Annotated in this window: 22 protein-coding genes and 1 other annotated feature; of the genes, 2 read left to right on the top strand and 20 right to left on the bottom strand. The window is 39.5% G+C overall.

Features of this window, described 5'->3' with window-relative positions:
• Positions 1 to 216: 216 nt before the first annotated feature.
• The 20 genes from GQR93_RS04155 to GQR93_RS04060 form a co-directional block, all read right to left on the bottom strand.
• The gene (locus GQR93_RS04155) at positions 217 to 2,568 is read right to left on the bottom strand and encodes a MucBP domain-containing protein (RefSeq protein WP_003552575.1); all 2,352 of its coding nucleotides are present in this window, start codon (positions 2,566 to 2,568) and stop codon (positions 217 to 219) included.
• 201 nt (positions 2,569 to 2,769) lie between these two features.
• Positions 2,770 to 6,078 carry a DUF5776 domain-containing protein gene (locus GQR93_RS04150; RefSeq protein WP_159298703.1) on the bottom strand — a complete coding sequence of 1,103 codons (3,309 nt, stop codon included), beginning with the start codon at positions 6,076 to 6,078 and terminating at the stop codon, positions 2,770 to 2,772.
• A 418-nt stretch (positions 6,079 to 6,496) separates the two neighbouring features.
• A complete protein-coding gene (locus GQR93_RS04145; protein WP_159298702.1) occupies positions 6,497 to 6,907 on the bottom strand; it encodes a hypothetical protein in 411 nt (136 codons plus the stop codon).
• Positions 6,908 to 7,090: 183 nt separating this feature from the next.
• A complete protein-coding gene (locus GQR93_RS04140; RefSeq protein ID WP_225430401.1) occupies positions 7,091 to 7,639 on the bottom strand; it encodes a hypothetical protein in 549 nt (182 codons plus the stop codon).
• 41 nt (positions 7,640 to 7,680) lie between these two features.
• On the bottom strand, positions 7,681 to 8,505 hold the full coding sequence (locus GQR93_RS04135) for a hypothetical protein (RefSeq protein WP_035444366.1): 825 nt from the start codon (positions 8,503 to 8,505) through the stop codon (positions 7,681 to 7,683).
• Positions 8,506 to 8,669: 164 nt separating this feature from the next.
• Positions 8,670 to 9,113, bottom strand: a complete 444-nt coding sequence (locus GQR93_RS04130) for an Lrp/AsnC family transcriptional regulator (RefSeq protein WP_003552560.1) — start codon at positions 9,111 to 9,113, stop codon at positions 8,670 to 8,672.
• A gap of 228 nt (positions 9,114 to 9,341) precedes the next feature.
• Positions 9,342 to 10,277: a pyrimidine-specific ribonucleoside hydrolase RihA gene (gene rihA, locus GQR93_RS04125; protein ID WP_003552557.1), complete on the bottom strand. Its 936-nt coding sequence runs from the start codon at positions 10,275 to 10,277 to the stop codon at positions 9,342 to 9,344.
• Between the two features lie 14 nt (positions 10,278 to 10,291).
• Positions 10,292 to 10,684, bottom strand: a complete 393-nt coding sequence (locus tag GQR93_RS15405) for a hypothetical protein (protein ID WP_003552555.1) — start codon at positions 10,682 to 10,684, stop codon at positions 10,292 to 10,294.
• Positions 10,685 to 10,711: 27 nt separating this feature from the next.
• The gene (locus GQR93_RS04115) at positions 10,712 to 11,896 is read right to left on the bottom strand and encodes a NupC/NupG family nucleoside CNT transporter (RefSeq protein ID WP_003552553.1); all 1,185 of its coding nucleotides are present in this window, start codon (positions 11,894 to 11,896) and stop codon (positions 10,712 to 10,714) included.
• Positions 11,897 to 11,926: 30 nt separating this feature from the next.
• A complete protein-coding gene (locus tag GQR93_RS04110; RefSeq protein ID WP_003552551.1) occupies positions 11,927 to 13,087 on the bottom strand; it encodes an iron-containing alcohol dehydrogenase in 1,161 nt (386 codons plus the stop codon).
• Complete coding sequence (locus tag GQR93_RS04105) at positions 13,074 to 13,706, bottom strand: YczE/YyaS/YitT family protein (RefSeq protein ID WP_225442049.1); 633 nt, start codon at positions 13,704 to 13,706, stop codon at positions 13,074 to 13,076. The genes GQR93_RS04110 and GQR93_RS04105 overlap by 14 nt, the downstream gene beginning before the upstream one ends.
• Positions 13,707 to 13,742: 36 nt before the next feature.
• Positions 13,743 to 14,435, bottom strand: coding sequence for a phosphoribosylanthranilate isomerase (locus GQR93_RS04100; protein ID WP_003552547.1), 693 nt, complete (start codon positions 14,433 to 14,435; stop codon positions 13,743 to 13,745).
• Positions 14,436 to 14,464: 29 nt separating this feature from the next.
• A complete protein-coding gene (locus GQR93_RS04095) occupies positions 14,465 to 15,418 on the bottom strand; it encodes a carbohydrate kinase family protein (protein WP_003552545.1) in 954 nt (317 codons plus the stop codon).
• 178 nt (positions 15,419 to 15,596) lie between these two features.
• On the bottom strand, positions 15,597 to 16,703 hold the full coding sequence (locus tag GQR93_RS04090; protein ID WP_225430399.1) for a PfkB family carbohydrate kinase: 1,107 nt from the start codon (positions 16,701 to 16,703) through the stop codon (positions 15,597 to 15,599).
• A gap of 307 nt (positions 16,704 to 17,010) precedes the next feature.
• A complete protein-coding gene (locus GQR93_RS04085) occupies positions 17,011 to 17,862 on the bottom strand; it encodes a MetQ/NlpA family ABC transporter substrate-binding protein (RefSeq protein WP_003552540.1) in 852 nt (283 codons plus the stop codon).
• A 19-nt stretch (positions 17,863 to 17,881) separates the two neighbouring features.
• The gene (locus GQR93_RS04080; RefSeq protein ID WP_003552537.1) at positions 17,882 to 18,562 is read right to left on the bottom strand and encodes a methionine ABC transporter permease; all 681 of its coding nucleotides are present in this window, start codon (positions 18,560 to 18,562) and stop codon (positions 17,882 to 17,884) included.
• Entirely contained in the window at positions 18,546 to 19,601 is a 1,056-nt protein-coding gene (locus tag GQR93_RS04075; RefSeq protein WP_003552535.1) for a methionine ABC transporter ATP-binding protein, read from the bottom strand. The genes GQR93_RS04080 and GQR93_RS04075 overlap by 17 nt, the downstream gene beginning before the upstream one ends.
• A 16-nt stretch (positions 19,602 to 19,617) precedes the next feature.
• Positions 19,618 to 20,718 (bottom strand): iron-containing alcohol dehydrogenase family protein, encoded by a 1,101-nt coding sequence (locus GQR93_RS04070; RefSeq protein WP_159298701.1) that lies wholly within the window; start codon positions 20,716 to 20,718, stop codon positions 19,618 to 19,620.
• The gene (locus GQR93_RS04065) at positions 20,715 to 21,890 is read right to left on the bottom strand and encodes an aminotransferase class I/II-fold pyridoxal phosphate-dependent enzyme (RefSeq protein WP_003552531.1); all 1,176 of its coding nucleotides are present in this window, start codon (positions 21,888 to 21,890) and stop codon (positions 20,715 to 20,717) included. Before GQR93_RS04065 ends, GQR93_RS04070 begins: the two co-directional genes overlap by 4 nt.
• The gene (locus GQR93_RS04060) at positions 21,887 to 22,393 is read right to left on the bottom strand and encodes a GAF domain-containing protein (RefSeq protein ID WP_003552529.1); all 507 of its coding nucleotides are present in this window, start codon (positions 22,391 to 22,393) and stop codon (positions 21,887 to 21,889) included. The genes GQR93_RS04065 and GQR93_RS04060 overlap by 4 nt, the downstream gene beginning before the upstream one ends.
• Positions 22,394 to 22,498: 105 nt before the next feature.
• Positions 22,499 to 22,733: a binding site (T-box leader), on the bottom strand.
• A 624-nt stretch (positions 22,734 to 23,357) separates the two neighbouring features.
• On the opposite strand from GQR93_RS04060, the gene GQR93_RS04055 reads away from it, so the two are divergent.
• Positions 23,358 to 24,704: an APC family permease gene (locus GQR93_RS04055; protein WP_003552524.1), complete on the top strand. Its 1,347-nt coding sequence runs from the start codon at positions 23,358 to 23,360 to the stop codon at positions 24,702 to 24,704.
• 13 nt (positions 24,705 to 24,717) lie between these two features.
• On the top strand, positions 24,718 to 25,503 hold the full coding sequence (locus tag GQR93_RS04050; protein ID WP_003552523.1) for a cyclase family protein: 786 nt from the start codon (positions 24,718 to 24,720) through the stop codon (positions 25,501 to 25,503).
• Positions 25,504 to 25,948 lie beyond the last annotated feature (445 nt).

Raw genomic sequence — 25,948 nt, 5'->3', positions numbered from 1 at the left:
CTTGCATGTTGGCTCCCCCGTTCAATTACGTGACAGGCTAAATAGTTTCCCCGGTACACGTTTATTATAACGGGTTTATCATGGGTTTCAAAGAAGTTTGCCTATATTAGTGCATCTTTAATATTCTTTATAGTCTTCAAAAAAAGGCGCCACTCCATGATTACTGGCACCCTCCTGACAAAACTGACTAAATAACCTTCTTTTCTGATTATGACACTATTTAACAACTTTAACGTATTTGGTATTACCGGTTATATAACCACTGGCAACCCGGTACCTTAACGCGCCGTGTTTCTTCATATGGTGTGTTCTTGAATATTCCCAACGTAAAACTTTGAAAGTCCTTTTGGTATATCGGCCATTACGCTTTGTTAAATTAACGTTGCGATAACGGTTGACCGTCCCCTTGGCTCTAACATATTTGGCCGTCTTATGCTTGCCGGCAATCACCAATTTTCGATTTGCCGTCACATGTCGTCCATTGCTTAACACAAATCGGGTAGTCAGGTTATGCTTTTTAAGCTGGCGAACTTTCAAAACGGTTCCCTGTTTATAATTTTTAACCTTTTTGGTCAGATTCTTATTCCGGTAAGCATTAACCCCACGTGGATTAATCACGGTAATAGTTGCATGCTTACCCTGATAATAAACGGGAATGACGTACTTGGCATTGGTGGTAATGTAGCCGGTTTTCCCGACCGTCTTAGATTTATGGTTGACGTCTTTGACATAGTATCGAAGCTTGCCATTGGCTGATTTGGCATAATCAGTCACAACAAACATCGGTCGGTTGATCCGTGGCTTCTTGGTGTAAACCGTCAGCCGTTGGGTCTTATTAAATGTCGGTTTCCGATATAGATAAATCTTATTGATCCCGTAGACTGCCTCACCCTTTTTAGCTACCAGCCCGGCATTGGGATCGTCGGGTGTGGTTGGTGTGATCGGTGTTGACGGAGTGATTGGCGTACTTGGCGTTGCCGGTTTTGCCGGTATCAACGGTGTCAACGGGGTGGTTGTTACGCCGCCGCCCGAACCGCCACTGCCACCACCGGAGCCGCCACCCGTGGACTTGACTTTATACACGTAGGTGAAGGTTTGGTCATTGTCCGAAAATGTTTTTGGCAGGGTCTTCTGATCCTTTTCGCCCATCAACTCGTAGGTAATACCATCCTTGATGATTGTCGAAGGAATCTTGGGTGCCAAATAGGTGTCACCGGTTTTACCGCTCTTTTCGTCGGCCGCCTGCAGGACAGTGCCCTTTTCATCGACAAAGTGCACAGTTACCTTGTGTTCAACCACTGGTTCACTTTTGGTGTAATAATAATAGACCGTTTGTGGTTTATCGGAAATGGTTCCGATTCCGTTTGCCGGCAACCGGTTGGTATCCAGTTTGTAGGTCACCCCATCGGTTCCGGAAATTGTTGCCAATTTGTATTCAGCAGTTGTCACATCGTAGGAATCGCCAAGGTTACCCGATAGTTGTTTGCTTTGAATGACGTTTCCCGTTGTCGAGTCAATATAGTAAACCGTCACATTTTGACCGGCAATCTTTTCATTAACGTAGGGTAGTGTCACGGTAAAAATCGGATTTTGTCCGGCAGTTGAATCGAAATATTGGCCTATCATGAAATAGGTGTAGTCGTTTTGAATGATTTTTTCAATTTGACCGGGTATGGGATTAGATGTAGGTCCGGGCATAATCTGAGTCGGCAAGCCTGTATATTTCAAGCCGCCATTGCCATCCCGAGTGGCTGTCCCACCTTTGTAAAAGGGCAGCACGATATATTTTCCGCTCCTGTTATCCAATCCGATTGTCTGAAGAACCGCTGCCCCGGACATGACCATTTTGGCAGTCTCACCACCCGGCAGTTTCAGGGGTGAGGCCATCTCATAAGTTGTGCCGGACCCGATATACACCGGACTCAAATTAACGGTCTGTCCCTGGTATGAAAAGCCATCAGTGTATTGAGAAGCCGTTAGTTTGGATAAATCCGCCATATAGTTGAAACTAATATTCAGGTATTTCAGATTGGTCAGCCCAACTAATGGGGTAACGTCGGTAATCTCATTTTGCCTGACATCAACATAGGTTAGCTTTGTCAGCTTTTCAATCGGGGTTAGATCTCTGATATTCCCCCTAAACTGTCTTGGCGGGTAGTTCAACCCGGCAAATAATACTAGTTTCTTTAAATTTATGGCATATTGCAAGCCTTCAAGGGAATAATTTTTCCCGTCATTATAAGTCGTATTAATATTTTGATCGGTTGAATTTGAATCTACCTGCAATTCCGCCAATAGCGCCATGTCGCTTTCTTTAATATCATTGACGGACGCCCACGTTTTGCCATCAGGCTGCTGCTCATTTAAATTAAATAAAACCAGCTGCTGCAATTTTTTGTTTGGCATCCACGTATCAATACTGTCAGCACGGGCAACCGCAGCCGTATTGGCTTGTCCACCCATCATTGCAAATCCAAAAATAATGGTTATAGTCGTCAGTAAGGTCATCAGCAGAATCTTAAAGCGTTTCGAAAACGAACCGGAACTCGGTCCACTAAAAAGTTGCATGTCGATTTCCCCCTATAATTTATGATCACAAGGTAAATAATAACCCCCGTTTATTTAATTGTATCGTGAAAGCGCTTAATTCAAAAGCGGCTTGCTCAAAAATGGCCTATTCTCATTTTCTTCAAATAAATATGGCAAGAGTAGCGCATTTCCTCATCGGAAAACGTTGTCCTTGCCATATTTATGTTTTACAAACTATGATTAACGCGTGCCTTGGATAACCAGGCCCTTGTTTGCTGAAACGTAATGACCATTTGATAGCTGATAACGAGTCGTCAACTTGTACCTCTTAATTGCTTTCACTTTCAAATGGGTACCACGCTTATAATGTTTAATTTTGCCCTTCAAACTAACAGTTTGATAAGCATTGAGTCCTTTCTTTGAAATAACCGTAATCGCCTTTGTTTTTGGCAACCTTGTTTCAAAAAGTGGGCTGACAAATCGGCTGCTTGCGGTGATATAGCCAGATTTTCCAAAGTTCCTGCTGTGAGAATCAGTATCCTTCACCTGGAAACGTAACGTCCCATTTGATGAACGTGCATAGCCGGTGACAACAAATGTAGGCCGATTGATCCGGCTTCGCTTTGGGTACGTTGCGAGTCGCTGACCGACCTTAAAATCAGCGTTTTTGTACAGATAAATTTTCTTAACCGCAACGATTGATTCACCAATTTTAATTTTACTTGGTTTTGTTTCAGTTGTTGCCCCCGTGGTCGTTGAACCGGTTGAAGTCGAGCTGGAACCAGTTGTTGCAGACGAGCTTGAAGAACTACTTGATGAACTTGAAGAACTGGAACTGGTTGTGGGTACTGAACTTGAACTCGAACTTGAGCCTGTTTCACTTCCAGTGTTTCCTCCAGAAGGTGTTGAAGCCAATGGAGCGTCGTCATCAATAGCATCAACCGAAAAGTTACCATTCAATACCTGAACCGTAACGTGGTGGGTCCCATCACTCAAGCCGGTTAAAGCGTATGAAGTTGCTCGCTTGGTTGTTTTATTGATTGCCTGATTATCTGCGACAACTTTCCCATCAACAGACACCTTAATATTGGCACTATCTGTCGCCCCGTCTAACTTAAAGCCGGTGCCTTTGACATCAAATGCCATGGTTCCGTTTGAAGATGTCGAAATAGTACGGTTAAAATTATCGTAACCGGTTGGATAATCATGCCTCCAAGTGCCTGTGTATGTCACGGCTGAATCAACATCATCGTATCGTTGTACAAATGACGCTTTCCCATTAATTGATTCAATTTTAACGTTATCAAACTGACCATGAGAATAGTTTGTATTCAAGCCGACTTTTCCGGTAGCGTATGAAGATGACTTATCAGTATAATTAAAGACCTGTTTGCCGTCCACAAAAGCAGTGATGGTATTACCGTCAGCGACAACCTGTGCATTGTGCCACTTAGTCGCATCAAAGTTCTGAAGATTGGCCGTTGCTACATCACCTTGATCTTTGATTAATTTTGCGGTCCCGTCTTTAAAGACTCTTAACTGGTAACCGGTATCTTCAGCGGACTTGGAACCGCCTTGAGTAATCAAGTTGCGAACCAATAACGACACGTAATTGGTCCCATTTCCATCATCATTATTATCAATCTTGAAATCTGAACTGAATTTATAGTTAGCCCAGCGGTTATCTCCCATTACCGTGTCATTTCCATTTTTAGCGTTCCATTCACCGTCCGCATGGATACTTTTATCAATCATCCCCTGAAGCACATTACCATGCCCAGTGTCATTCGATTTAACAACTTGGAACGAGCCGCCGATATCTTCAAAGTAACGTGGTGTGCCGTCACGACTGGTCAAATACCCTTGTTTGGCCGAATCCAATACAGTTGTGTCTTGATAATTTTGATACTTACTATCACTATATTCAAAATCATCCGCATATGGCAAACTTAATTGATCGTCCGCATACATCTTTTGACTATTCTGATCTTGATAAGGTTGTTGGCCGGTTGTCGTGGTTAAAGTTACGATTGAATTTGCCGGTACCGTATAACTGAAGATGTAATTGCCATCCTGATTCTTCTTCGGAGTCACATTAGCAACGCTCTTTAGCCAATTGGCATCGTATTTTTGACCATCTTTTGGACCACTGGTTTGCCATACATGAAGAGTTTTATCCGGATTAGCCATGTTAGTGAGCGTGTAGTTATAAGTTCGCGGCTGAGTGCTATCATTGGTAATCACAACTGAATAGTCTTTTTTATCCGGTGAGGTTAATGCTAATCGATTATCCGAACTGGAACTGTATGGATTATTACCGGTACTAATCCCTTCCGAGGCACCCTGAACATACTGCCAGCCGGTTTTTGCAAATTCACTAATCTGTTGCGTAACCGGAAGGCCGGCATCTACATAGTAATTGCCGGACCAAGGTGTTTCCGCGTCAATCAAGGATTTGGATGAATATTGACCACCATCATAAAAAGCACTGACCGGCGGCTGAAATTCATAACGTGTCATGTTGGCACTAACATCCGGGGCAGAATCTGTGGTCCCATTCTTTGAATGGTACATATTGATAAATGCATTTACAACGTCCAACGCACCCTTTTGACCACCCAGGCCCTGCTTGGAAGGGTCAGCATTGTTTCGGAGCTCCGCATAACCGGATGGTGCAATGCCTTCCGAATACCAAATTTCTTTATGATACTGATCGTTCATTTCCTTCATGTACGGCTGAGTGTGGGTCTGATAATGCATTGAAATGACATCAACCGCGTTTCTTAAATCAGGGTTATCGTGCATTAAGGTTGGCAATTTTGCACTACCAAGTTCGTCTGATGCAACCAATTTGATTTGAGAAAAATCATAAGGTGTATCTTTATCACTCTTTAACTGATTATGGAGATAAATGATCCAATCCGGTTCCGGATTTTTGGTTTCATTTTTATCCGCACTCACATCATTAAGCTTAATGCCATATGTCTTGTAAACCGAGGTCAGCGTCTCCTTGATCCATTTATACCTGGCCACATAATAGGCATCCTGACCAGCCGACTTTTTATCACTAACCCACTTTGGTTCGCTCCAATGAAGCATATCTACCTGTAAACCAGGATTAATCTTCTTTGCGTCCGCAACAATATGCCAGTCCCAGCCACGAAGTGTGTTTGCGCTTTCATTTTCCGACCGCATTGTCGCCGGCGTCGACGCAGTTGACGTATTGACATCCGCTCCCATTTCCACCTTAATAAAGTTCAAAGCGCCCGTTTGCGGATCAAATAAATCCTTCATGATTTGCCAGTACTGTGCTGGATGTTCCGCTTTATAATCCAACAGTAAACGGGATGTTCCATTTGCCGAAACCATCCCAAATCCCTTGTAGGTATTCGCCGGATTAGTATCAACATTTTTCCCGTCAATTGTGACATCGTGTGTATTAGCTGATGATGCCCCCGAGTCATCAGCGTGAGCCGCCACCCCATAGGCGCTCCCTAATACAAGTGAGGATAAAACCGCTAAAGAATAGATAAACTTGTTCTTGTGCATAAATTTGCCTCCTAAATAATGACTAGCGTTGGGGATTTTACTAAATACAATCGTATTTGGTAAAACACATTATTAATGTAAGCGGTTTTATTAGTAAAGTCAATCTATTTTTTAGTAATAGTTTGGATTGATTTGTGAACTCACATTATCATTATTAATTAACCGGATAAATTTTTTAGTAAAATATTGCCAGTTTAAAGTATTTCAAATGATATGTATTCAATTACAATTTAATTTCGCCGTTATTTGTTAGTACGACTTAATTTTTTTATAACGATCCGGATGAATTTTCTGTTTCAGAATCCATCATCAAACTTTCAAAAATAAAAGCAACTTTTCAATGACAGTAAACATAATTTTACAATCATTAAAGAGTTGCTTTTAACGCAAAAAAACTGTTTAAATGACAAATTAAGTGCTATTTTACATAAACCTGTTTGGCCACGTTATATGTGACGATTAATGCCTTGTGACCCTTGTAGGTCGTTGGTTTCATCTGAAACGTTTCACCTGCTCGATGACCATTTTTAATTGGAAAGACAGTCACACTGCCTTTTGTCTTATAAACGCCCATCGAATGACCACTAAAATGACCCGCCTCGCTTTTTACAAAGCGGCTGCCGACAACTAATTTAGCGCCGGATCCCTTATGCCAACTGCCATTAGGATAACGCTGCCTACTTTGCCGCCAGGTTCCGTGATAAGAAACCGGGATTCGCTGGTAAACACTTTGAGCCTGCGATGTTTCAGATGCAGAAAGTGCAAAGAAAATAGCAATGCCGAAAAGCAGACCAATTACTGATGCAAGTAATACCTTTGACCTCTTCACTCTAATCACCCCTACGTTTATTTAGCTTTAGAGCCAAATCTATTATAAGTCGGGAAGGGTCGGTTCACTCGAATTTTTACAATGTTTGACGTTATTTTTACGTTCGATATCAAATAGACACAAATGGTACCGAAAGGATATCCCTGATCCTGAAAAAAGATTAAACATGACTTTTATAGATGCTTAATTATCATGGGTCATTGTCAAATTGTTAACCATCTTCCGAACTTTATCCCCCGCTTTATCAGCATTGAGTTGCTTAATCAACTTAGTTTTGGTAGTTGCTTCCGTCAGATTTTTATGAAATGAGTGAACGACAAAGCTGTGGTAAATGATACGTCCGTCTTTTTTTATCTCAAACCAGTTCGGTTCAAGGTTCTTTTCATTAGTGGTGATATTCTTGTCGGGCCACACCAAGTAATGAGTACCACGATCAGTATGGTGGCTTTCAATCTGCCAACCAAGACTGAAGTCGGATACTTCCTGCCAGCGTTGAATTTTAACGTGTTTCACTGCAAAATAAATGATGCTGCAAAACATCAATTTCCGATTCTGCTTCAGCTCATCCCTAGAAAGTGGTGTAACTGTCTTTTTTTGAGAGCTGATCTTTTTTGCGATTCGTTGGCTATTTTGCGTTTGGTGAGAATGATGGTTATTAACATTGGTCAGCGAGAAAAATATGACACCCAATATGATGACCATCAGTGCACCAAAACTTAGTCCCTTTTTCATCGCCATGTCCTTTCCCTTGCTTGATTAGAACTAATTATTTGCTATTTAAAATAACTCGGGTCATTACTTCCAAATAACCACTGATAATAAAACGGTTGTTTGCCAACCTGAAAGTCGGTCCATTTAAAAAGATAGAAATAAGATTTTTCATAAAATACTTTGTGTCTCTTCCCAAGATTTTTAACAGTTAAACGGTAGCCATGGTGACTCTTCTTCATTCTCAGTCCGTCAACCGGATGATGAAAATAAAGATAGTAGTTGTTCTTTTTAACCACAAATTTCTGAACTTTTCTTGAAACGGAAGGTTTAATAGTAAAAAGTGGATTTCGATCACCCATAACTTGGTTATATTCCCAAGCGGACTGAATATGATAATGCTTCAATTTACTTGAACGATAATATTGAAGATAACCGTCCATTGTGATGTTAAAAATCGGCTGATAATCCTTGGCATTCGAGAGCGTGAACCTGCCAGCCTGTAACTGATCGGTTCTAATCGGCAGCTTTAGTTTATAAAGCTTGAAATAAGTCGTATTAAAGTGGGTAGTTTGATATGAAAGCGACCATGAAACATGCTGCTTCTTGTGATAGCTCAAAATACCGGGAATTAACGTCACTCTCGACGGCCTCCCATTTTTTGCTTTCTTATTGATAAAAGTGAATAGTATCGTGCCTTTGGGCGTTAAAATCCGGTGACCGCGATGACCATTCACCTTGGTATACTCACCTATAAAAATCGGTCTTTTAACCTCAACACATTTAGTGTGATAGTTGGTCCCCAAATCAGTCGCTGCATGAATAGATAATGGCAATGAAAGCCCCAGTGCCATACTAGCCATCATCACTAATAAACCTTTCTTGATCATTCCCCCCATCCCAGAATATAAAGTTAATTTCTCTTCTAATATGACTCTTTTTAATAAAATGTGCAATCTAATATTTGATAAGCGTAAAAAGGATCTTCTGCTTTTTTTGCAAAAGATCCTTAAGGTATAATCCGCATTATACAACACTATCAGACACATTCTGATCAATGAATCTCAAAGAAAAATCCTCTTGGTCGTACAGGCGTTGAAAAGACCATCATTGTATTTGTTTTGCCGAAACGTTGCAATTTATTGACCAAATCATCCAGTTCTTCAGGAACCTTATAGGCTACTTTCAGTAGCATTGCGTATGGTCCAGTTACAACATTGCATTCCAAAATATTTGGAATCTGTTTGATAAATGAATAAAATTGATTCTTTTGATTAGGGCTAACGTCGACTTGGACAAAGGCGCGAACACTCAGTTCCAGTTTGTTCATATCAATTTCAGCACGGTACCCTTTAATGATGCCTTTGTTCTTTAAATTAGTCAGTCGTTGAGAAACGGCCGGTCCACTTAACGATAAAGCTTGGGCAATTCTTTTTACAGACAAGCGGCCATCAGTTTGGATAAGGTTTAGGATCTTTTCATCGTTTTCGTCGATCATATCAATTCTCCTTTTGTAAAACTATTAAGTAAAACGCTTATTGATTTTATGAATTAAGTATATACCCAATAAAGTAGTAAGGTAAACGGTTATTTTTAGACAATTAAGATTTACTTCCGATAAATCCAAAAAAGCTGATAACAATTAACTTGCATCAGCTTTTTTGTAATTTACGTTCTTATCTTGCCGAGAAACTGATTTTATCATCCATCATTAGGCAAAATAATTTTAGTCGAATGTTCTTAATGAATCCATAATTAACTTGATGAATTTTGGTCTATCAATTCCCAAAAGTACATCTGTGTTTTGTGGCTTTCCTGTCAATTCATAATAATCACAAACTGTTTCCCCAGTGGTTAATTCTCCCTGAGTTTCAACATCTACGTTCATTAATTTACTTTCAAACATTGAAGGATCAATTAGCCATGCAAGCGTACATGGATCGTGTAAAGGTGCCCCCTTAAAGCCCCATTTAGGTGCTTCATGATAAATTTCAAAGAAGTTAAGTAGTCCATAAAATGCGTGAGCTACCGGATTATTAATCTCATCAACCTTTTTAATTTCATCCTTTAGAATTTGTGCTTTGTGAGTCACATTTAACGGTGCCATTGTTAATGGAATGCCTGCATTCAAAACAATTTTTGCAGCTTCTGGATCAACAAATATATTAAACTCGACTGATGGTGTCCAATTTCCAAGGCCCATTGCCCCACCCATGAAAACAATTCTTTCAATTTTATTTGTTAATTCTGGATAAACCCTTAGAAAGATCGCAGCATTAGTCATTGGTCCGGTAACAACCAATGTCACTTTTTCATTAGATTCTTGAATTGTTTTGGCCATTAATTCAATGGCTGTCATATTCTGTGGTTTAAAATCAGGATCAGGCAATTCTGCTCCATCCAAACCAGACTTGCCATGAACATTACCAGCAGTTTCTAACGGTTTCACTAGAGGTGTATGATTTCCACCCGCTACCGGAATTTCCTCATGCTTCATTAAGGTCAGCATTCTCATAGCGTTGTTTAAGGTTTTATCCGGAGTTTGGTTACCCGCTGACGTAGTAACTGCCGCTAGGTCAATTTTTGGTGAGGCAATTGCCATCATCATTGCCAAAGCATCATCGTGTCCCGGATCACAATCTAAAATAATTTTTGTCATCATTATCTCCCTACTTTCTAGTTGTTAACAGCTGATTTAAACGATCCATTAAATTTGCGAGCGGTTTTAGACACCCAAATATTAACTAAAATACCACTTAAACTCATGACAATAATCAGCCAGGCTTTAATCCCTGAAATTGTCGTTACTGTCATAGCAATATTGCTTATAAAACCCATGCCATAAACAACGTTGACAAAGTCAATAAAAGGTACTGCAAATCTTTTTAATCCGAACAATCGTACCAAAGCCCAAAGATACAAAACAACTACAAACGCTGCCGATCTCAAAACCGTACTGAGATCTGTTTGATGATTTTGCAAAATAAAAGTAAACGAATTACTAAAAACGAAAAGTGTTAGTGCCAATAGAACCAACGAAATCAATCTTTGCTTATAGCCTTTCATCATTTGACCCCTTCTCCATTAATCCGTTAATTAAAAGTACACACCAACGATTGTTCCTGTCAGAACAGATGCCAAAGTTGCACCAAGCAAAAGTTTCATTGAGAATTTGGCAACGTAGCCACCCTGTTCGGCACTAATTGATTTAATCGATCCGGAAACAATCCCAATAGTTCCAAAATTGGCAAAAGAAACCAAGTATGCTGAAATAATCGCATTTGCCTTAACACTAAGAGTCGCTGCAACTCCATGTAATGTTCCCATAGCAACAAACTCGTTGGTAATTAACTTAGTCGCCATCAAACTACCAACCTTTAGGACGTCATGAGTTGGAACACCCATTAGATATGCAATCGGTGCAAATACATAGCCGATTAAGTCAGTGAAACTGATATGGATAACGGCCAAGAAGGTATTGTTTAAGAACGTAACCAATGCAACAAATCCAATCAGCATTGCACCAACCGTAATTGCCAGTTGGAATCCATCAACGATATAGTTTCCCAAGACCTGGAAGAATGGCTCATCATTTCCTTTGGTCACTTCTACTAATTTATCCTCTTTTTCTGGAATGTAAGGGTTTACAATACAAGAAATAATTAAAGCAGATAAAATATTAAGAAATACAGCTACAACAACGAATTTTCCCGGAACCATTTTCATATACGATGCTAACATAGCAGCTGATACAGCACTCATAGCTGAAGCACAAATCGTATATAAACGCTGTTCGGTTAACTTTGGAATTTGATCCTTAACGGTTAAGAAAACTTCTGGTTGTCCCAAAATAGCAGTCGAGACAGCGAAATAACTTTCCAGTTCGCCCATTCCCGAAACCTTGTTCAATGCCCAACCTGTCCATTTAATAATGAATGGCAAAACCTTGATGTAGTTCAAAATCCCTACAAGTGCAGAGATAAAGACAATTGGCATCAAAACAGTCAGGAAGAAGACCGAACCACCCGGTTTAATCATCAACCCGCCAAATACAAAATCGACACCACCGGAGGCTTGCTGCATCAACCAACTAAAGAACGAAGAAATGCCTTTAAGGGCATTTATGCCGCCCGAAGTGTGTAAACAAATGAATGAAATAATAATTTGCAGAGCAAATAACTTGGCAATCGAGAAAAATCGGATGTGCTTTCGATCGCTGCTTATTAACCAACCAATACCAAATACCAGTGCGAGTCCTGTTAAAAGAAAGACAAAGTTCATTTTTTTCACTCCTCGTATGACTTACTATAATTACTGTCGTCCAAATTCATCTAAGAAAGCTTGTACATTCTTCAAATTCAGGTTAACAGGCGTATTACCGGCAAACCGTTCATGAAGGACGTCTTGTGCATTAGAGGTAATTTCTCGCTGATCAATGTGATAATCTGTGAATGGATGCAACCCAAGAATCTGATCACGAAATTCTTTATAGGCATTAATTGCAAATTCTGTAGTCTGAGATTCGGGTGCTCCTTCAGGATAAGTAACTCCCAAAATCTGACCGATTTCCCTAACTTTATGGGGGAGTGTCGATCCAACCAATTTTAATACGCCGGGTAAAGCGTAAGCGACCGCTTCACCATGGACAATATGATATTTAGATCCCAATATATGGGCTGAAGAATGGCCAATATTGGTCCCGGCATTATTTAGCATCCACCCCGCCAATGTAGCAGCAACCATAACCCGTTGCCGTGCTTCACGATCTTGTCCATTGGCAACTGCACGTGGCAGAAAATGATATAGCAGGAACATGACTTTCTCACAAATGGCATCAGTCATTGGGGAAGCTAAAGTAGATAGATATCCCTCTGCAGCATGGGAAAACGCATCTAAACCTGTTGCAATTGTCATATCTTTAGGTAATGTCAAAACCAAATCCGGATTCAAGACAGCATATTCACTCACTGCATTATCTGATAAAATCGCCAACTTTTTTTGGGAATCTTTATCAGTAATAACCAATGCATTGGAAACTTCGCTTCCCGTCCCGGAAGTTGTTGGCACTGCGATCAATCCGGGACACGGATCGATTGTTTTATGAGATGTTGCATAGTCGCTAATTGATCCACCGTTAATTCGAACAATATTAATCCCTCGTGCAACATCGATTGAGCTTCCGCCACCAATAGCAATCATGCAATCAGCTTGATGCGCTTTAAAAGCCTTAACACCACTATCAACGACTTCAGTGGGTGGATCCGGCACAATGCCGTCAAAAATAGCAAAGTCGATATCGTTATTTTTAAGTTTGTTCAAAGTATCCTTAATAATTTGAACATTTAACAGAAAACGGTCCAGTACGACCAACGGACGCTTATATTGTCGTTCTTCTAAAATCTCTAAGATCGTTTGGTCTAAATGATCTGTGTTAACTATTTTGACCTTTTGCAGCAACTTAACGTTTATCAATTTGTTTCTTCCCTTCAATAAAAATATGTTTTTGAATCCATTCCCCTAGTATTTGAATTGTTGGCCCTGTTGTTAAAGCGGTAAGAATTGTAATTGCCCCAAATTTTCCGCCAAGTAAGAATCCTGTAGTCATCAGGCAGATATCAAACGTCATCTTACTGCGTCGAATACTCCAACCAGTTCGGTCACGAATCGTCAGCATGAAGCCGTTGAATGGATCAACACCAATATCAGCAGCTACAAACAGACTAATACCAATATAATAAAGACTAATACCGGTTAAGCCACCAAAACATCTGGTAATCATTGAGGCGTTATTGAACAAGTATGGATAAAGATGCGATCCTATTGTAATGAATAGCCCATACGGTAATAGGTACATCACCGTGCCGATGTTGACATAATGTCTGCCAAAAATAAATAGGATCACAATCAGCCCAATGTTTAAAAGGTTTGAAACAAGCCCTAATTTAATCATCGGAATTTGAAACGCTACTCTTAACCCATCATAAATAATGCCGACCGGATCATTTCCCAATCCAGTATTATTATTAAATGCCACACCTACACAAACCAGGAAAATGCCGACCATGGCCAAAGAAATTTTTTTGAAACTCAAACGGTTTTTAACTACTTCTGATCGAATCATTTAATTTTATAAGCCGATTTCTTTGGCAGCTTCATCAGCACGTTGGCAGAACAATCGAACTTTATCAATATCCTTTTCCATATTGCCGCCTTCGTACTTAATACTGGTCTTAGTCAGTGAGTCAACACCATATGGCTTAATCTTTTTAATTGCATCAGCGACATTATCAGGGCCTAAACCACCAGCTTCAATAACTGGAATATCAACTTCTTTAACAATTTGAGCATCAATATTCCAATCATGCGTTTGTCCACTTGCACCGATTCCGGTATCCGGTGCCAATCCTGAGTCTAATAGGAGATAATCTACAAAAGGCGCAAAGTGTTTGGCACGGTCAATTGCAGACTCATTGTCAATTAAAACAGCTTGCATTAAGTCTGTATCCGGCGCAACTTCCTTGAGGCGTTTAGCAAATGCAGGAGTTGCGGCGTAACCATCACCAGCAATGTGCAAAATATCCGGTTGGATCTCTTCTGCTAACTGAAGCATTTCTTCAGGATCATTTGTTAACATAATGGCAACTGAATTAACGCCACGTTTCTTTGCTTCATTGAAGATCTTATGCACCCGATCAAGCGGTACCCGATGCGCGGGAACACCACCATTTTGCATTGGTACTAAACCAATATTGTTGGCACCGGCCTCCATTGTTTTTACACTTTCGTCGTATTGAATTAAAGAATAAATTTGCTTAATCATTATCGATAATCTCCTTGAATTTTTAATAGTTAAATTGCTACAGTCATACTTTCTAATTTGGCCATTACCTTATCAACGGTGATGTTCGGCACTGACTTGGAACTTTCCAGTGCAATACTTGAAGCGGCTTGAGCGATTCGCCCAACTTCTCCCAATTGCCGGTTGGGATTATCAAAGAAGCTCCAGGTAATGGCTGCCATACCGCAATCACCGGCTCCATTAGCATTTACAATTTTAGTGGTAAATGGATGAATAACTAATTTTTTCCATTGATTTGCACATAAAATGCCTTTTGCGCCCAACGAAATATAAACGTTTTGGACACCTCGATCTAATAAAGCTTGAGCAGCCTCTTTAGCAGTCTCTTCATCTCGAATCTCAATTCCCGTAAGCAGGGAAGCCTCCAGCGCATTGGGCTTTAAAGTCGTCATCTTATCCAAGATTCCCTCTAGATGCCGTGCTTTGGCACATGAAACTGTATCTCCAAAAAGAGGAACTTCTACATTTTGGCCGATCCAATCAATCGTTTCTTTGGCTAGATTGGCATCAACTAAGCACAACTTGGCATTATTTATGAAGTCCAAACGTTTTTTTAGAAACGATGGCGAAATTTGCTTACAAATCTCCATGTCGTTAACGCCAACGAGCATATCACCGGTTTCATCAGTGATATACATATAAGTTGATGATCGCTGGTTTTCAATTTCAGCAGCATAATCCAACAAAATCTTGTTTTGTCGACACGATTCTTTTAATACTTGGCCATTGTAATCATTGCCATAAACGGTAATAAGGTACGTTGGCACATCCAAATGAGCCAGGTTTTGGGCGATGTTTTGACCAACCCCACCAACCGTCATTCCGACAACGCCGGGATTTGAATCACGATCAATCACCTTTTCGTTGGGCATCCCGAAAATATCCATGTTCATGCCACCAATAACGACAACGTAATCTTTTGATTCGTACTCTGGGCTTCCCATGATAGAATCCTCCTTGTTTATCGTTCTTAAACATAAGTTTAGAATGGTAAACTTATGTTAGTTAAACAATACATCATTCTGTAAGCGCCGTCAATTTAAAATGTGATTATTTTCACTTCTATAATTGAACGTACAAAAAAAGCATTTTGAATTAAAAGACTCATGATAATTCAAAATGCTAATAAAATAAGCGCTTCTTTTGTTCAGTTAATGCATTGATGCTTAATTGTTCATTAACGGCACTTTTACTCTCTGAAGTAAGGTAAGCAGCGGCATTGGCCAATTCAGCTGCTTCTTTAAATGATTTGTGCTTTTGTCTGGCAAATACTAACGCTGCCGTAGCTGCTGCTCCGGCACCATTGGTATTCGTCAGTTCAATAGAAGGTTGTGGAAAATATTGAATCGCATCTTTATTCTGGTAAAGCATGCCGACGCTATCAATGTACAAAAAAACATTTTTTACACCAAGACGCAATAACTTGGTTGAGCAATCAATTGCAGTTTGCTTATCCGTCGGCTGAATGCCAGAGAGAATAGGAGCCTCAATCCCATTAATGACTAACGTATCGATCAAATGTAAATTTGACCTTAAACGTTCGGTTTTGCTTAGTGAAACTGCCTTGGCAAACACAGGACCGTTAAAATTCTGACATATCCACCGAATCGTATTCTCTGGTAAATTTGTGTCCACAACAACTTCTGTAGACCCTTGGATAACATCTTCCCTGGGTTTCAAGAATTCAGGAGTGATCATTTCGTTGATCCCCATATCATCCAATCCAACAAATCGCTCACCTGTAGGCTGATTTAAATAGATATAACTGGAAGTCTTTCGATTCATCAACTGTTTAGAGTATGTAATATCCATATCATTATTAGTGGCATCTATTTTAAATTGTTCTCCACCTAAATCGTCCCCATATACGGAAATAAAGTAGTTAAAAACCCCTAACTTCCGTAAATTTAAAGATATATTACGTCCCAGGCCTCCAATTGCGTGAAAAACATGTCCAGGTGTTGAGGTTTTAGCCATAAATTCTCGACTGGCAATACCGTAAATATCTGTATTGATGCCTCCAATAACTGTTACATGTTCGATCGGGGACACAATATACCCTTTCCCCCTCAGATATCCTTTTTTCATCAAGTTAGAAATATGGGCAGCAATTCCCGAACGTGATATCCCGGCTAATTTTGCTAATTCAAGTTGGCTAATCATCGGATTTTGACGAATCCACTCAAGAATCTGACGTTCACGTTGAGTGATCTCATTATTCTCATCCACTACTTTTTCCCCCAATTATCATTTTTAGTAAACTTTCTAAATGCCTCTTTAATAATATCATATATCCATTTAACAACTTTAAAACATCAATAATACTCATCTTTACTTGCCAATCCTACATTTTCCAAACTACGCACCGTTTTTACGAGATAACAGCAATAAAATTATTTTTACCGACAAAAAAACGCAAGCCACCAATTATGCTTGCGTTTTTCGTGTTTATAAAAGTAACTAATCAAAACAGGTATTACAATGAGACAATTAATGATGCCATCTATTTGCAAAAGATGAAAAATTTGGGCCAAAATTAATATTTAAAAGCCGGTGTATAAACACCACTATATAATTTTTCAAGTTCTTTAGCCACAGATGCTGTGTGATAGGCTTTCACTATTTGTTTATAAGCAGCTTTATTTGCTTCATCTTTTCTCGCAACAATGACGTTAATCCAAGGCTTATTCTTTGGATCACTGTATTTCGGTGAAACCCGATAGATAGCATCCTTAATCGGATCCTTCTTTGCAGCTAAGACAAAGTTTGAATTGGTAATGCCAGCGGTAAAGTCCGGTAGTAAATTCATAATCTTGGATGGATCGACTTGAATAATTTTTAAATGATGTTTATTTTGCGTAATATCTTGGATTGCAGGTGTGTTCCCTTTAGATGGATCCAACTTGATTAATCCGGCAGTCTCAAGCACTTTTAAGGCACGCCCTGCATTTGTTACATTATTTGGAATTGCAATTTTATCACCATTCTTAATTTGTGAAAGGCTCTTGATCTTACTTGAGAAAACGTTCAATGGTACTAAGTATGTCTGTCCAACAACTTTAAATTTATAGTGCTTCTCTTTTTCTTCTTGATGTAAAAATGCATAGTGTTGGAACGCGGTCAGGTCAATATCCTTATTTGCCTGCGCCTGATTGGCCGGAACACCATCAGTGAAACTAACCAGCTTGACTCTAACTTTGGATCCCTGCTTTTTAAGGTTTTGATTAACCTGTTTCCAAATTGGCGCATCACTGGTTCCAACAACACCAACCTTGACAACCTGTTTTCCTGAAGCATTTTTATTCCCACAAGCGCTTAAAAAGGCAGGGATACTGATTAACAGCGCCAATAACAGAACAACTTTGATAAACCGATTACCTTTTTTCATAAGACTAAACACTCTCTTTCTATCTTGTCAGTTTACGACTCAGTAATGTACCAATTGCTTGAATGATGCTTACAATAATAACCAATATAATGATGCAGGCATATGTGGCGTCCAATTCGTTTTGTTGATAACCATATTGAATGGCATAATCGCCAATGCCGCCACCGCCAACAACACCCACGATGGCTGTTAAACCTATCAAACTAATAATGGTGATCGTTGTAACACGAATAATATTTGGAATGCCTTCTTTAAGATAAATCGATCGAATAATTTGCCATGGTGTTAAGCCAATGACCTCTCCGACTTCAATCAGCCCACTATCCACTTCATTGAGGGCCGATTCAATTTGACGGGTAAAGAACGGGGTAATCCCAACAATTAATGGAAAAATAGTTCCCTGAACACCAATTGCCGTGCCCGATATTATCCTGGTTAGTGGAATTAAGGCCGCAATCAAAATGATAAATGGAATCGACCGGAATAAATTCACGATTTTATCCAAAATAGTCCATGTTGCGGGTTGTTCCAAGAGTCCTCCTTTTTTGGTGGCAACCAAACAAATTGCTAAGAACAAACTAATAACAAAGGAAACCACCCCAACAATAATTGTCATTTCCAACGTTTGGATAACTGCTGTCCAGAAGATGCCGGAATTAGCCGACACATTTGGAAACCAATGACTAATCAGACTTAACATAATCCAACACCTCCACACGAATATCCTGGTCTTTTAGATAAGACAATGCATGCTCAATTTGTTCCGGCTTACCATCAAGAACAAATGCCAGGCCTCCGATTGGCTTGGACTGCAGAATTTTAATATCACCGACCACAATATTGGCATCGACTTCAAACGTTCTTGAGATATAAGAAATCAACGGCTGCATTGCTTTGCCATTCAAATAAGTGATCTTCACCAACCGTTGACTGCCGGATAAATTAATCAAATGACTATGGATAATTTCATCAGATAAATCCAATCTGGAAGTTGTGTCTATAAACCGTTTGGTCAAGTCATCCTTAGGATCTGCAAAAATAGAATAGACATCCCCGGATTCAACGATCTGACCATGATCCAATACAGCAACATCGTCGCAAATTTGTTCAATCACATCCATCTCATGTGTCACCACAATCAACGTAATTCCTAATTCACGATTCAATCTCCGCAGTAAATCAAGAATATCCTGGGTCGTTTGGGGATCAAGTGCACTGGTAGCTTCATCACAAAGCAAAACCTTTGGATTATCAATCAGTGCTCTTGCAATTGCGACACGTTGTTGCTGACCGCCTGACAATTCGGATGGAAACGCATTTGCCTTATCAGGTAATCCGACCAAGTCTAATAATTTATCAACACGCTTTGCCGCTTCCTCCTTTTTCTGGTGTTGATACTTGATTGGTAAATAAATATTTTGAAAAACGGTTCTGGAAGGCATTAAATTAAACTGCTGAAAGATCATGCCGATTTTTTGGCGGGCATCTCGCAACTCCCCTGCCTTTAACTGATTGATAACTTGATCTTGAAAAAACACGTTGCCCCTGGTTGGCTTTTCTATCCCGTTAACACACCGGATCAAAGTCGATTTCCCGGCACCGCTATATCCAATGATGCCAAAAATACTGCCTTCGTTAATACTTAACGACACATCATTTAGAACCTTCTGACTGACACCATTCTTTTTGGGGAAAGTCTTTTCAACATGATCAAATTTTATTAACGCATTATTTGTCATCTAGCAAATTCCCCCTTTACACACTTAATTTATGAGTGACATGTTCCAATTTTTGAATCGCATTAAAAACTGCCTGTTCATCTGTCGCCAAAGGTAATAGATGAATTGTTTTATCAGGCGAACTGGACTCTGCAGCAATTTGATGAATCAGTGATGTTGTGATTTGTTGAAATCCCAGTTCCTTTAAATTTGTTGGCAAATTCAGCTTTTTAAATAATTGAATCAACCTTCTTAAATCATCAACGTGGGCTTCCAAAGCGAGTTGAACCAAAATACCATAAGCAACCTTTTCACCGTGGAGCAACGGCTGGGTTTCCTTAAACAACGTCAATGCGTCATGGACTGAATGGGCACCGGTTGCCCGCCCATATTGATCACCCCAACCGCCTACTGTTCCGGCAGTTGCAATAATTGTTTCAACAACGTTTAACCACTCGGTCGTTAATTGCCCGGCTTTCATATCTTTAACAGCGGCAATTGACGATTTCAACAAAATATCACGACAATCCACGGCCATTTGAAACGAGATTTGCAACGTACTATCAAAATGATCACTTTCAGCCAAATGTTGAAATACCAGCTCGGACTCATAATATTTTGCAAGCGTATCTGCAATACCGGCAATCAAGTAATTCACCGGGGAATTTAAAATGACCACTGGGTTGACTAAAAGTAAATTTGCAGCCGTATCATAAACTTCGTGGTCCAATCGTTCACCGTTTTCTTTGTAATGAACGCTTACGGAAGACCACGGTGCACAATTACTAGCCAATGTTGGTATTAAAACCAACTGTACCCGCTCGTAATGACTGGCACTCTTGGCAGTATCCAGAACTTTACCACCACCCAAACCAATCACCACTTGAATATCATATTGTTTAATCAGTGTCCGAATTCGGTTAATCTCATTAATTGAACATTCACCATTAAAATTAACATTGTAAATATGACTATCTTTTGGTAACTCCGGCAAATATGGTTTGGCTGCATTTAAGGATCGCTGCCCATGAAGTAACAGAATCCGCGTCAGTTGATTATTAGAGAGATACTTTGGTAGCTGATCATAAGCTTCGGAAGAAACTACGTATTGTTGCGGGCCGATTCTTGAAATAATCATATTGATCCCTCCATTTTTTGTAACCTGCTTAAAACTGCCTTTAACGTCTTGTCACTATGAACCAGGCTGAACCGAACATATTGTTGACCCTCTTTGCCAAATCCAATCCCCGGGGCAACTGCAATCCCCGCCTGCTTCAATAGCTGATCCGCAAACTGCTGACCGGTTAATTGTTGGGGTGCCCTGACCCAAACGAAGAAGGTCCCCGCTGCCGGCTGAACGTCAAACTGAAGTTTTCTAAGTCCTGAAACAAACAAATCCCTTCGTTGACGATACGCTTGACGGATTTTAGTGGCACCATCTTGTGACCCGGATAACGCCTCAATTGCCGCATCCTGAACCGCCCCGTATACCGTGCTGTAAACATGAGCGTGATATTTTTTTAGACTGGCAATCACATCTGCGTTTCCAACCGCAAAACCAATTCGCCAACCTGCCATACTGTATGTTTTTGACAGAGTATAAATTTCCACGGCCGTTTCTTTGGCCCCGGGAATCTGAAGTAGACTCAAAGGATGACTATCAAAACCAAGTGACGCATATGCAAAATCATTTACCGCAATTAGGTGGTGCTGCTTGGCAAAAGCAACTGTTTTCTCAAAAAAGGTTTGTGTTGCAATTGCGCCGGTTGGATTGTTTGGATAATTGAGAAACAGTAATTTTGCTTTATCACTAATCTCTGTTGGAATTGACGGATAGTCGGGTAAATAATGATTTTGTGCCAGTAGCGGACAATGATAGATGTGTCCGCCCGCCAGCTGAATTGCTGGAATATACTCCGGATAATAGGGATCCGGAACCAATGCGATATCATTTGGATTCAAAATGACCTGTGGTAACGCATAAATGCCAACTGCTGCACCATTAAAGATCTCAACTTCAGTTGTCGGATCAATTTCAACGTGATATTCCCGTTCATAAAAATCACTGATTGCCTGCTGTAAAGATGCCTTCCCCTCAAACGGTGTATATGCATCATTGATGGGATCATCGGCTGCCTTTTTCAACGCATTCACAATATTTTGAGGGGTGGGTAAATCCGGATTACCTTTTGATAAATCAATCATTGGTGTGTTGGTTTTGAAGTTGGCAATCTTATCGTCCAGCTCAGCAAAAAAGCTGGTTGGAATCTCGTTTAATCTATCAGATGGTTTGAAGTTCAAATCAATCACCTCGCTTCTAAATGATTGCCAACTATTTGTCGATCGGTAATTGGTTCATCATTATCTGCAAATATAAGTGGTGCAATTTGAAGTAGAAAATGTTCGTCTATTGAATCGAATCTATTCAGATGTGGACTATCCAAATCAAGGACGCCCCAAAACGCTCGATGATAAAAAGCCGGGACAACAATTTCAGATTTTGAAGCAGCATCACAGGCAATGTGACCATCAAACTTTGTCACATCCGGTACGATTTCAGATCTCTTAGTTTGAGCAACCGTTCCACATACCCCTTTCCCAAAAGGAATATGCATGCAAGCAGGTTTACCTTGAAAGGGGCCAAGTACAAGTTCGTGATTAATATTCCGATAAAAGGTTGTGCCATTTAGATCTGTCAATGAATGAAAAATGAGAGAAACCAAGTTACTCATATTTGCGACAATATCTTTTTCACCATCTAGAAGTGTTTGAGCTTGCTTTAATAACAACTGATAATCCTGCTTCTTAGTCATTCTTTTACCTCCAAAATATGAAAGTCCTTTTCTGATTATTCAGAAAATTCCATCAACTAAAACAAAAAAGCTTCCGTTCCCTGACAATATGTATGTTCTACACAGTCAAGGGACGAAAGCTTTCGTGTTACCACCCTAAATTCGTAACCCACTTACATGAATTACCTCAACGACACCTATTGATGCCAGGGATAGTAACGGATCCTTCCGTGATTGATGCGTCAACATCAATCATTATTCAGAGCTCATCTTCACAATTATCTTTCTTACCGCCTTTCACCACTTGGCAGTTCTCTTTAGAAGAACGATTAATTGCTACTCTTCTCTTCATCACGTGTTGTATTAAGATTGTTATAAATAATAACATTATTTTTTAATTAATCAAATGTTTTTTTTGAATATTTTTAATGATGATCGGTTTTATTGGTGATTTAACGGTGAAATTAAAATCAATATTTTCAATCCATAAATGTTTCTTTTTCTTTTTCGTTCCTAGCTTGCTAAAAGCTGCATTTGTACTAGCAAAATTTTAAAATTCATAAATAAAAGTATTGACATTTATAATTTTCGGGACTATTCTTTTCACAATCTTTTAATTTCATTTTAATAATCCTATGAGAAGAAGAGTAACTGAAAAGATTAATCAAAGAGAATCCAAATTGATGGGAATGGATATTAATCTCAAAGTGAAGATGAACTTCAAAGAGGAGCTATCTGGTATGTTGGCTAGATAGACCGGTAGGAACCGTTAACTTCCCTGGTATTATCAAGTACCGTTGAGACACCATAGTTTTTGGTGTGAATATAGGGTGGTAAAGCGATTAAAGTCGCCCCTTGTTTGTCATTATTTGACAGCAAGGGGCGACTTTTTTGTCGGAACCGATTATGTGAAGTTGAAGAGATGAATTAGTCTTCATAGTTTTCTTTATTAGAGAATCAGTTATATTTTAGGGAGGTATTATTCATGGCAGAAAACGCAAGTGTTGAAGGCGGACTCAAAGTCAGTCTTTCAACAAAAGATTTATTAGTATACGGCATTACATTCATGATTCCAGTTGCACCACTCGCTTTTTACGGTTCATTCCTAACTCCTGCAAATGGGATGGTTGCCTTAGCCTACTTCGTAGGAATGGTTGCAATGCTCTTTACAGGATTCAGTTATGCAACCATGTCCAGTAGATATCCATTTTCCGGATCAGTTTATACGTACGTTCAACAAGGAACTAATGCCGGCTTAGGCTTTATCGGTGGCTGGGGAATTACACTTGATTACTTTTTAATTCCAACCATTACTTACCTAATCAGCCAATCATTTGGTGAATCATTATTTCCGGCAGTCCCAAGTTGGGCATGGATTGTTATCTTGGTACTATTTAACACCATCGTCAATATCTTAGGTGCTAACGTCGTTACTAAGATTAGTTGGGTTCTTTTCGCACTCCAAGGGGTCGTTTTAGTTGCTTTCATCATTGGCACCATTCGATTACTCCTTTCAGGTACTATTCAACCACAAGCAATTTCATTTTATAATCCTCAGCACTTCAACATGCAGGGTGTACTCCAAGCAACTGGAATTGTCATTGTTAGTTACTTAGGCTTTGATGCAATTAGTACCCTCTCTGAAGAAGCAGAAGATCCGCATCGCTCAGTAGGAAGAGCCATTATTCTTTCAATTTTATCAATTGGTATTCTGTTTGTTGTTATTACCGTTTTAGCTGGATTTGTGGCTCCAGACTATCAAAACCTCAATCCAAATACCGCCTTTCTCGGCATTCTTCAACGAGTTGGCGGCACATGGTTAGTTAAATTAGCAGACATTACAATTATTCTTTCATTCGGCTTTGCCAGTGGTCAAGAAGGTCAGACCGCTGTCTCACGGATTCTGTACGCTATGGGCAGAGATGGCATTCTGCCTTCTGCTTTTGCCAAATTGCATAAGAAGTATCGAACCCCAATCTTTGCCATTGTTCTAGTTGGTTTAGCTTCACTAATCCTATCACTAACACTTTCGCAAGATACAGTTTCTAATTTGGTTAGTTTTGGTGCCCTCTTTGGATTCATTCTGTTGAATCTTTCAGTTATTTGGAAGTTTTATGTAAAGGGAGACCACAGTTCAGTTTCGTCATTTATTAAGTATTTGGTATCACCATTTATTGGCTTTGCGGTCAGCACCTGGATTTTCTTAAGCCTATCAATCGAATCAAAGATTGTCGGTATTATTTGGATCTTGGTAGGATTGGCAATCTTAGTTGCAAAAACTCATTTCTTCTCAGAAAAAACACCAAGCTTAGACTTCTCAAACAAGGATTAGGAGGATTTTTATTATGACAACTACAACAACTGCAAACACAAAATTCACATCCAAAATTTCAAAGCCACAATCTGTTGGCGAAGTCGTTGAAAAATTAAAATCATTTAATTGGGTAGATTTAACCCATTCATTTGGGCCAGAAAGTCCTCGATTCCCTTCATTCGCACGCCCAGAATTTAAAACCATTTTTACACATTCTGATGGTTTTTACGTCAAACAATATACTTTTCCAGGACAGTTTGGGACTCATATTGATCCACCAATTCATTTTGATGAACACCAAGATAAGTATGTCGAAAACTTTTCTCTCAAAGAATTAGTTCTCCCACTAGTTGTCATTGATCATTCCGATGCAGCCAAGAAGAACCCTGATGCTTCCCTATCCGTAAACGACATTAAAGAATGGGAAAAGGAACATGGAAAAATTCCGGAAAATTCTTTTGTCGCTTTACGAACCGATTGGTCAAAACGTTGGCCTAGTCAAGAAAAATTTGAAAACCTGGATGACAAGAAACAAGCTCATTATCCCGGATGGGACTTGGATGCTCTGAAATTTATCTATGAGCAACGAGGTGCGTCAGCTAATGGTCATGAAACTTTCGACACTGATACAGCAGTAAAACAAGAACATGGTTTAGTTGGTGAATACTATGTCCTTTCCCACGGTCATTATCAAGTTGAATTATTAGATAATCTTGATCTTGTTCCAGCAACTGGTGCTTACATCTTTATTTCCGTGCCTAAGGCTGAAAAAGCACCCGGGTTCCCAGTAAGAGCATTTGCGGTTGTTCCTAAATAATTTTGCTTCATAAAAATTATTTGTGTAAATGAAATTCTAGTTTTACAAGTAAGAGCTCCTGCCGACTTTTAAAAGTTGACAGGAGCTCTTACTTGTATATTTAAATTTTCAGACTTTCAGACTTCTAAGCATTATTAATATTAATTGCCAGCAAATTCTGCTATCAATTTTTTATACTCACTATTCAGAAATTGGAGCATTGAATATTGTTACCCGCGACTGTTAAAGTTGCAACAGTGCAAAATCGAAAAGATTCTTTTACAGTTAATCGCCCTTACAATATCGATTAAATCCGCTTACATTCATTATCAAGACTTCAATCCCGATTAGAGCAACGTTGATTGATACATCCCAAAGTCAACTAGCACAACAGATAAAGTGCCTACGTTCTTAAGAAAATTGAAGAGATTACCAAATTAAGGGTAAAGTAAAGTTCAGTTCTTTT

Origin of the sequence: Lentilactobacillus hilgardii (assembly GCF_009832765.1) — a bacterium.
Lineage (GTDB): Bacteria > Bacillota > Bacilli > Lactobacillales > Lactobacillaceae > Lentilactobacillus > Lentilactobacillus hilgardii.
Note: the sequence above shows the minus strand (reverse complement) of the source record. Positions and strands in the feature narration are given on the sequence as shown.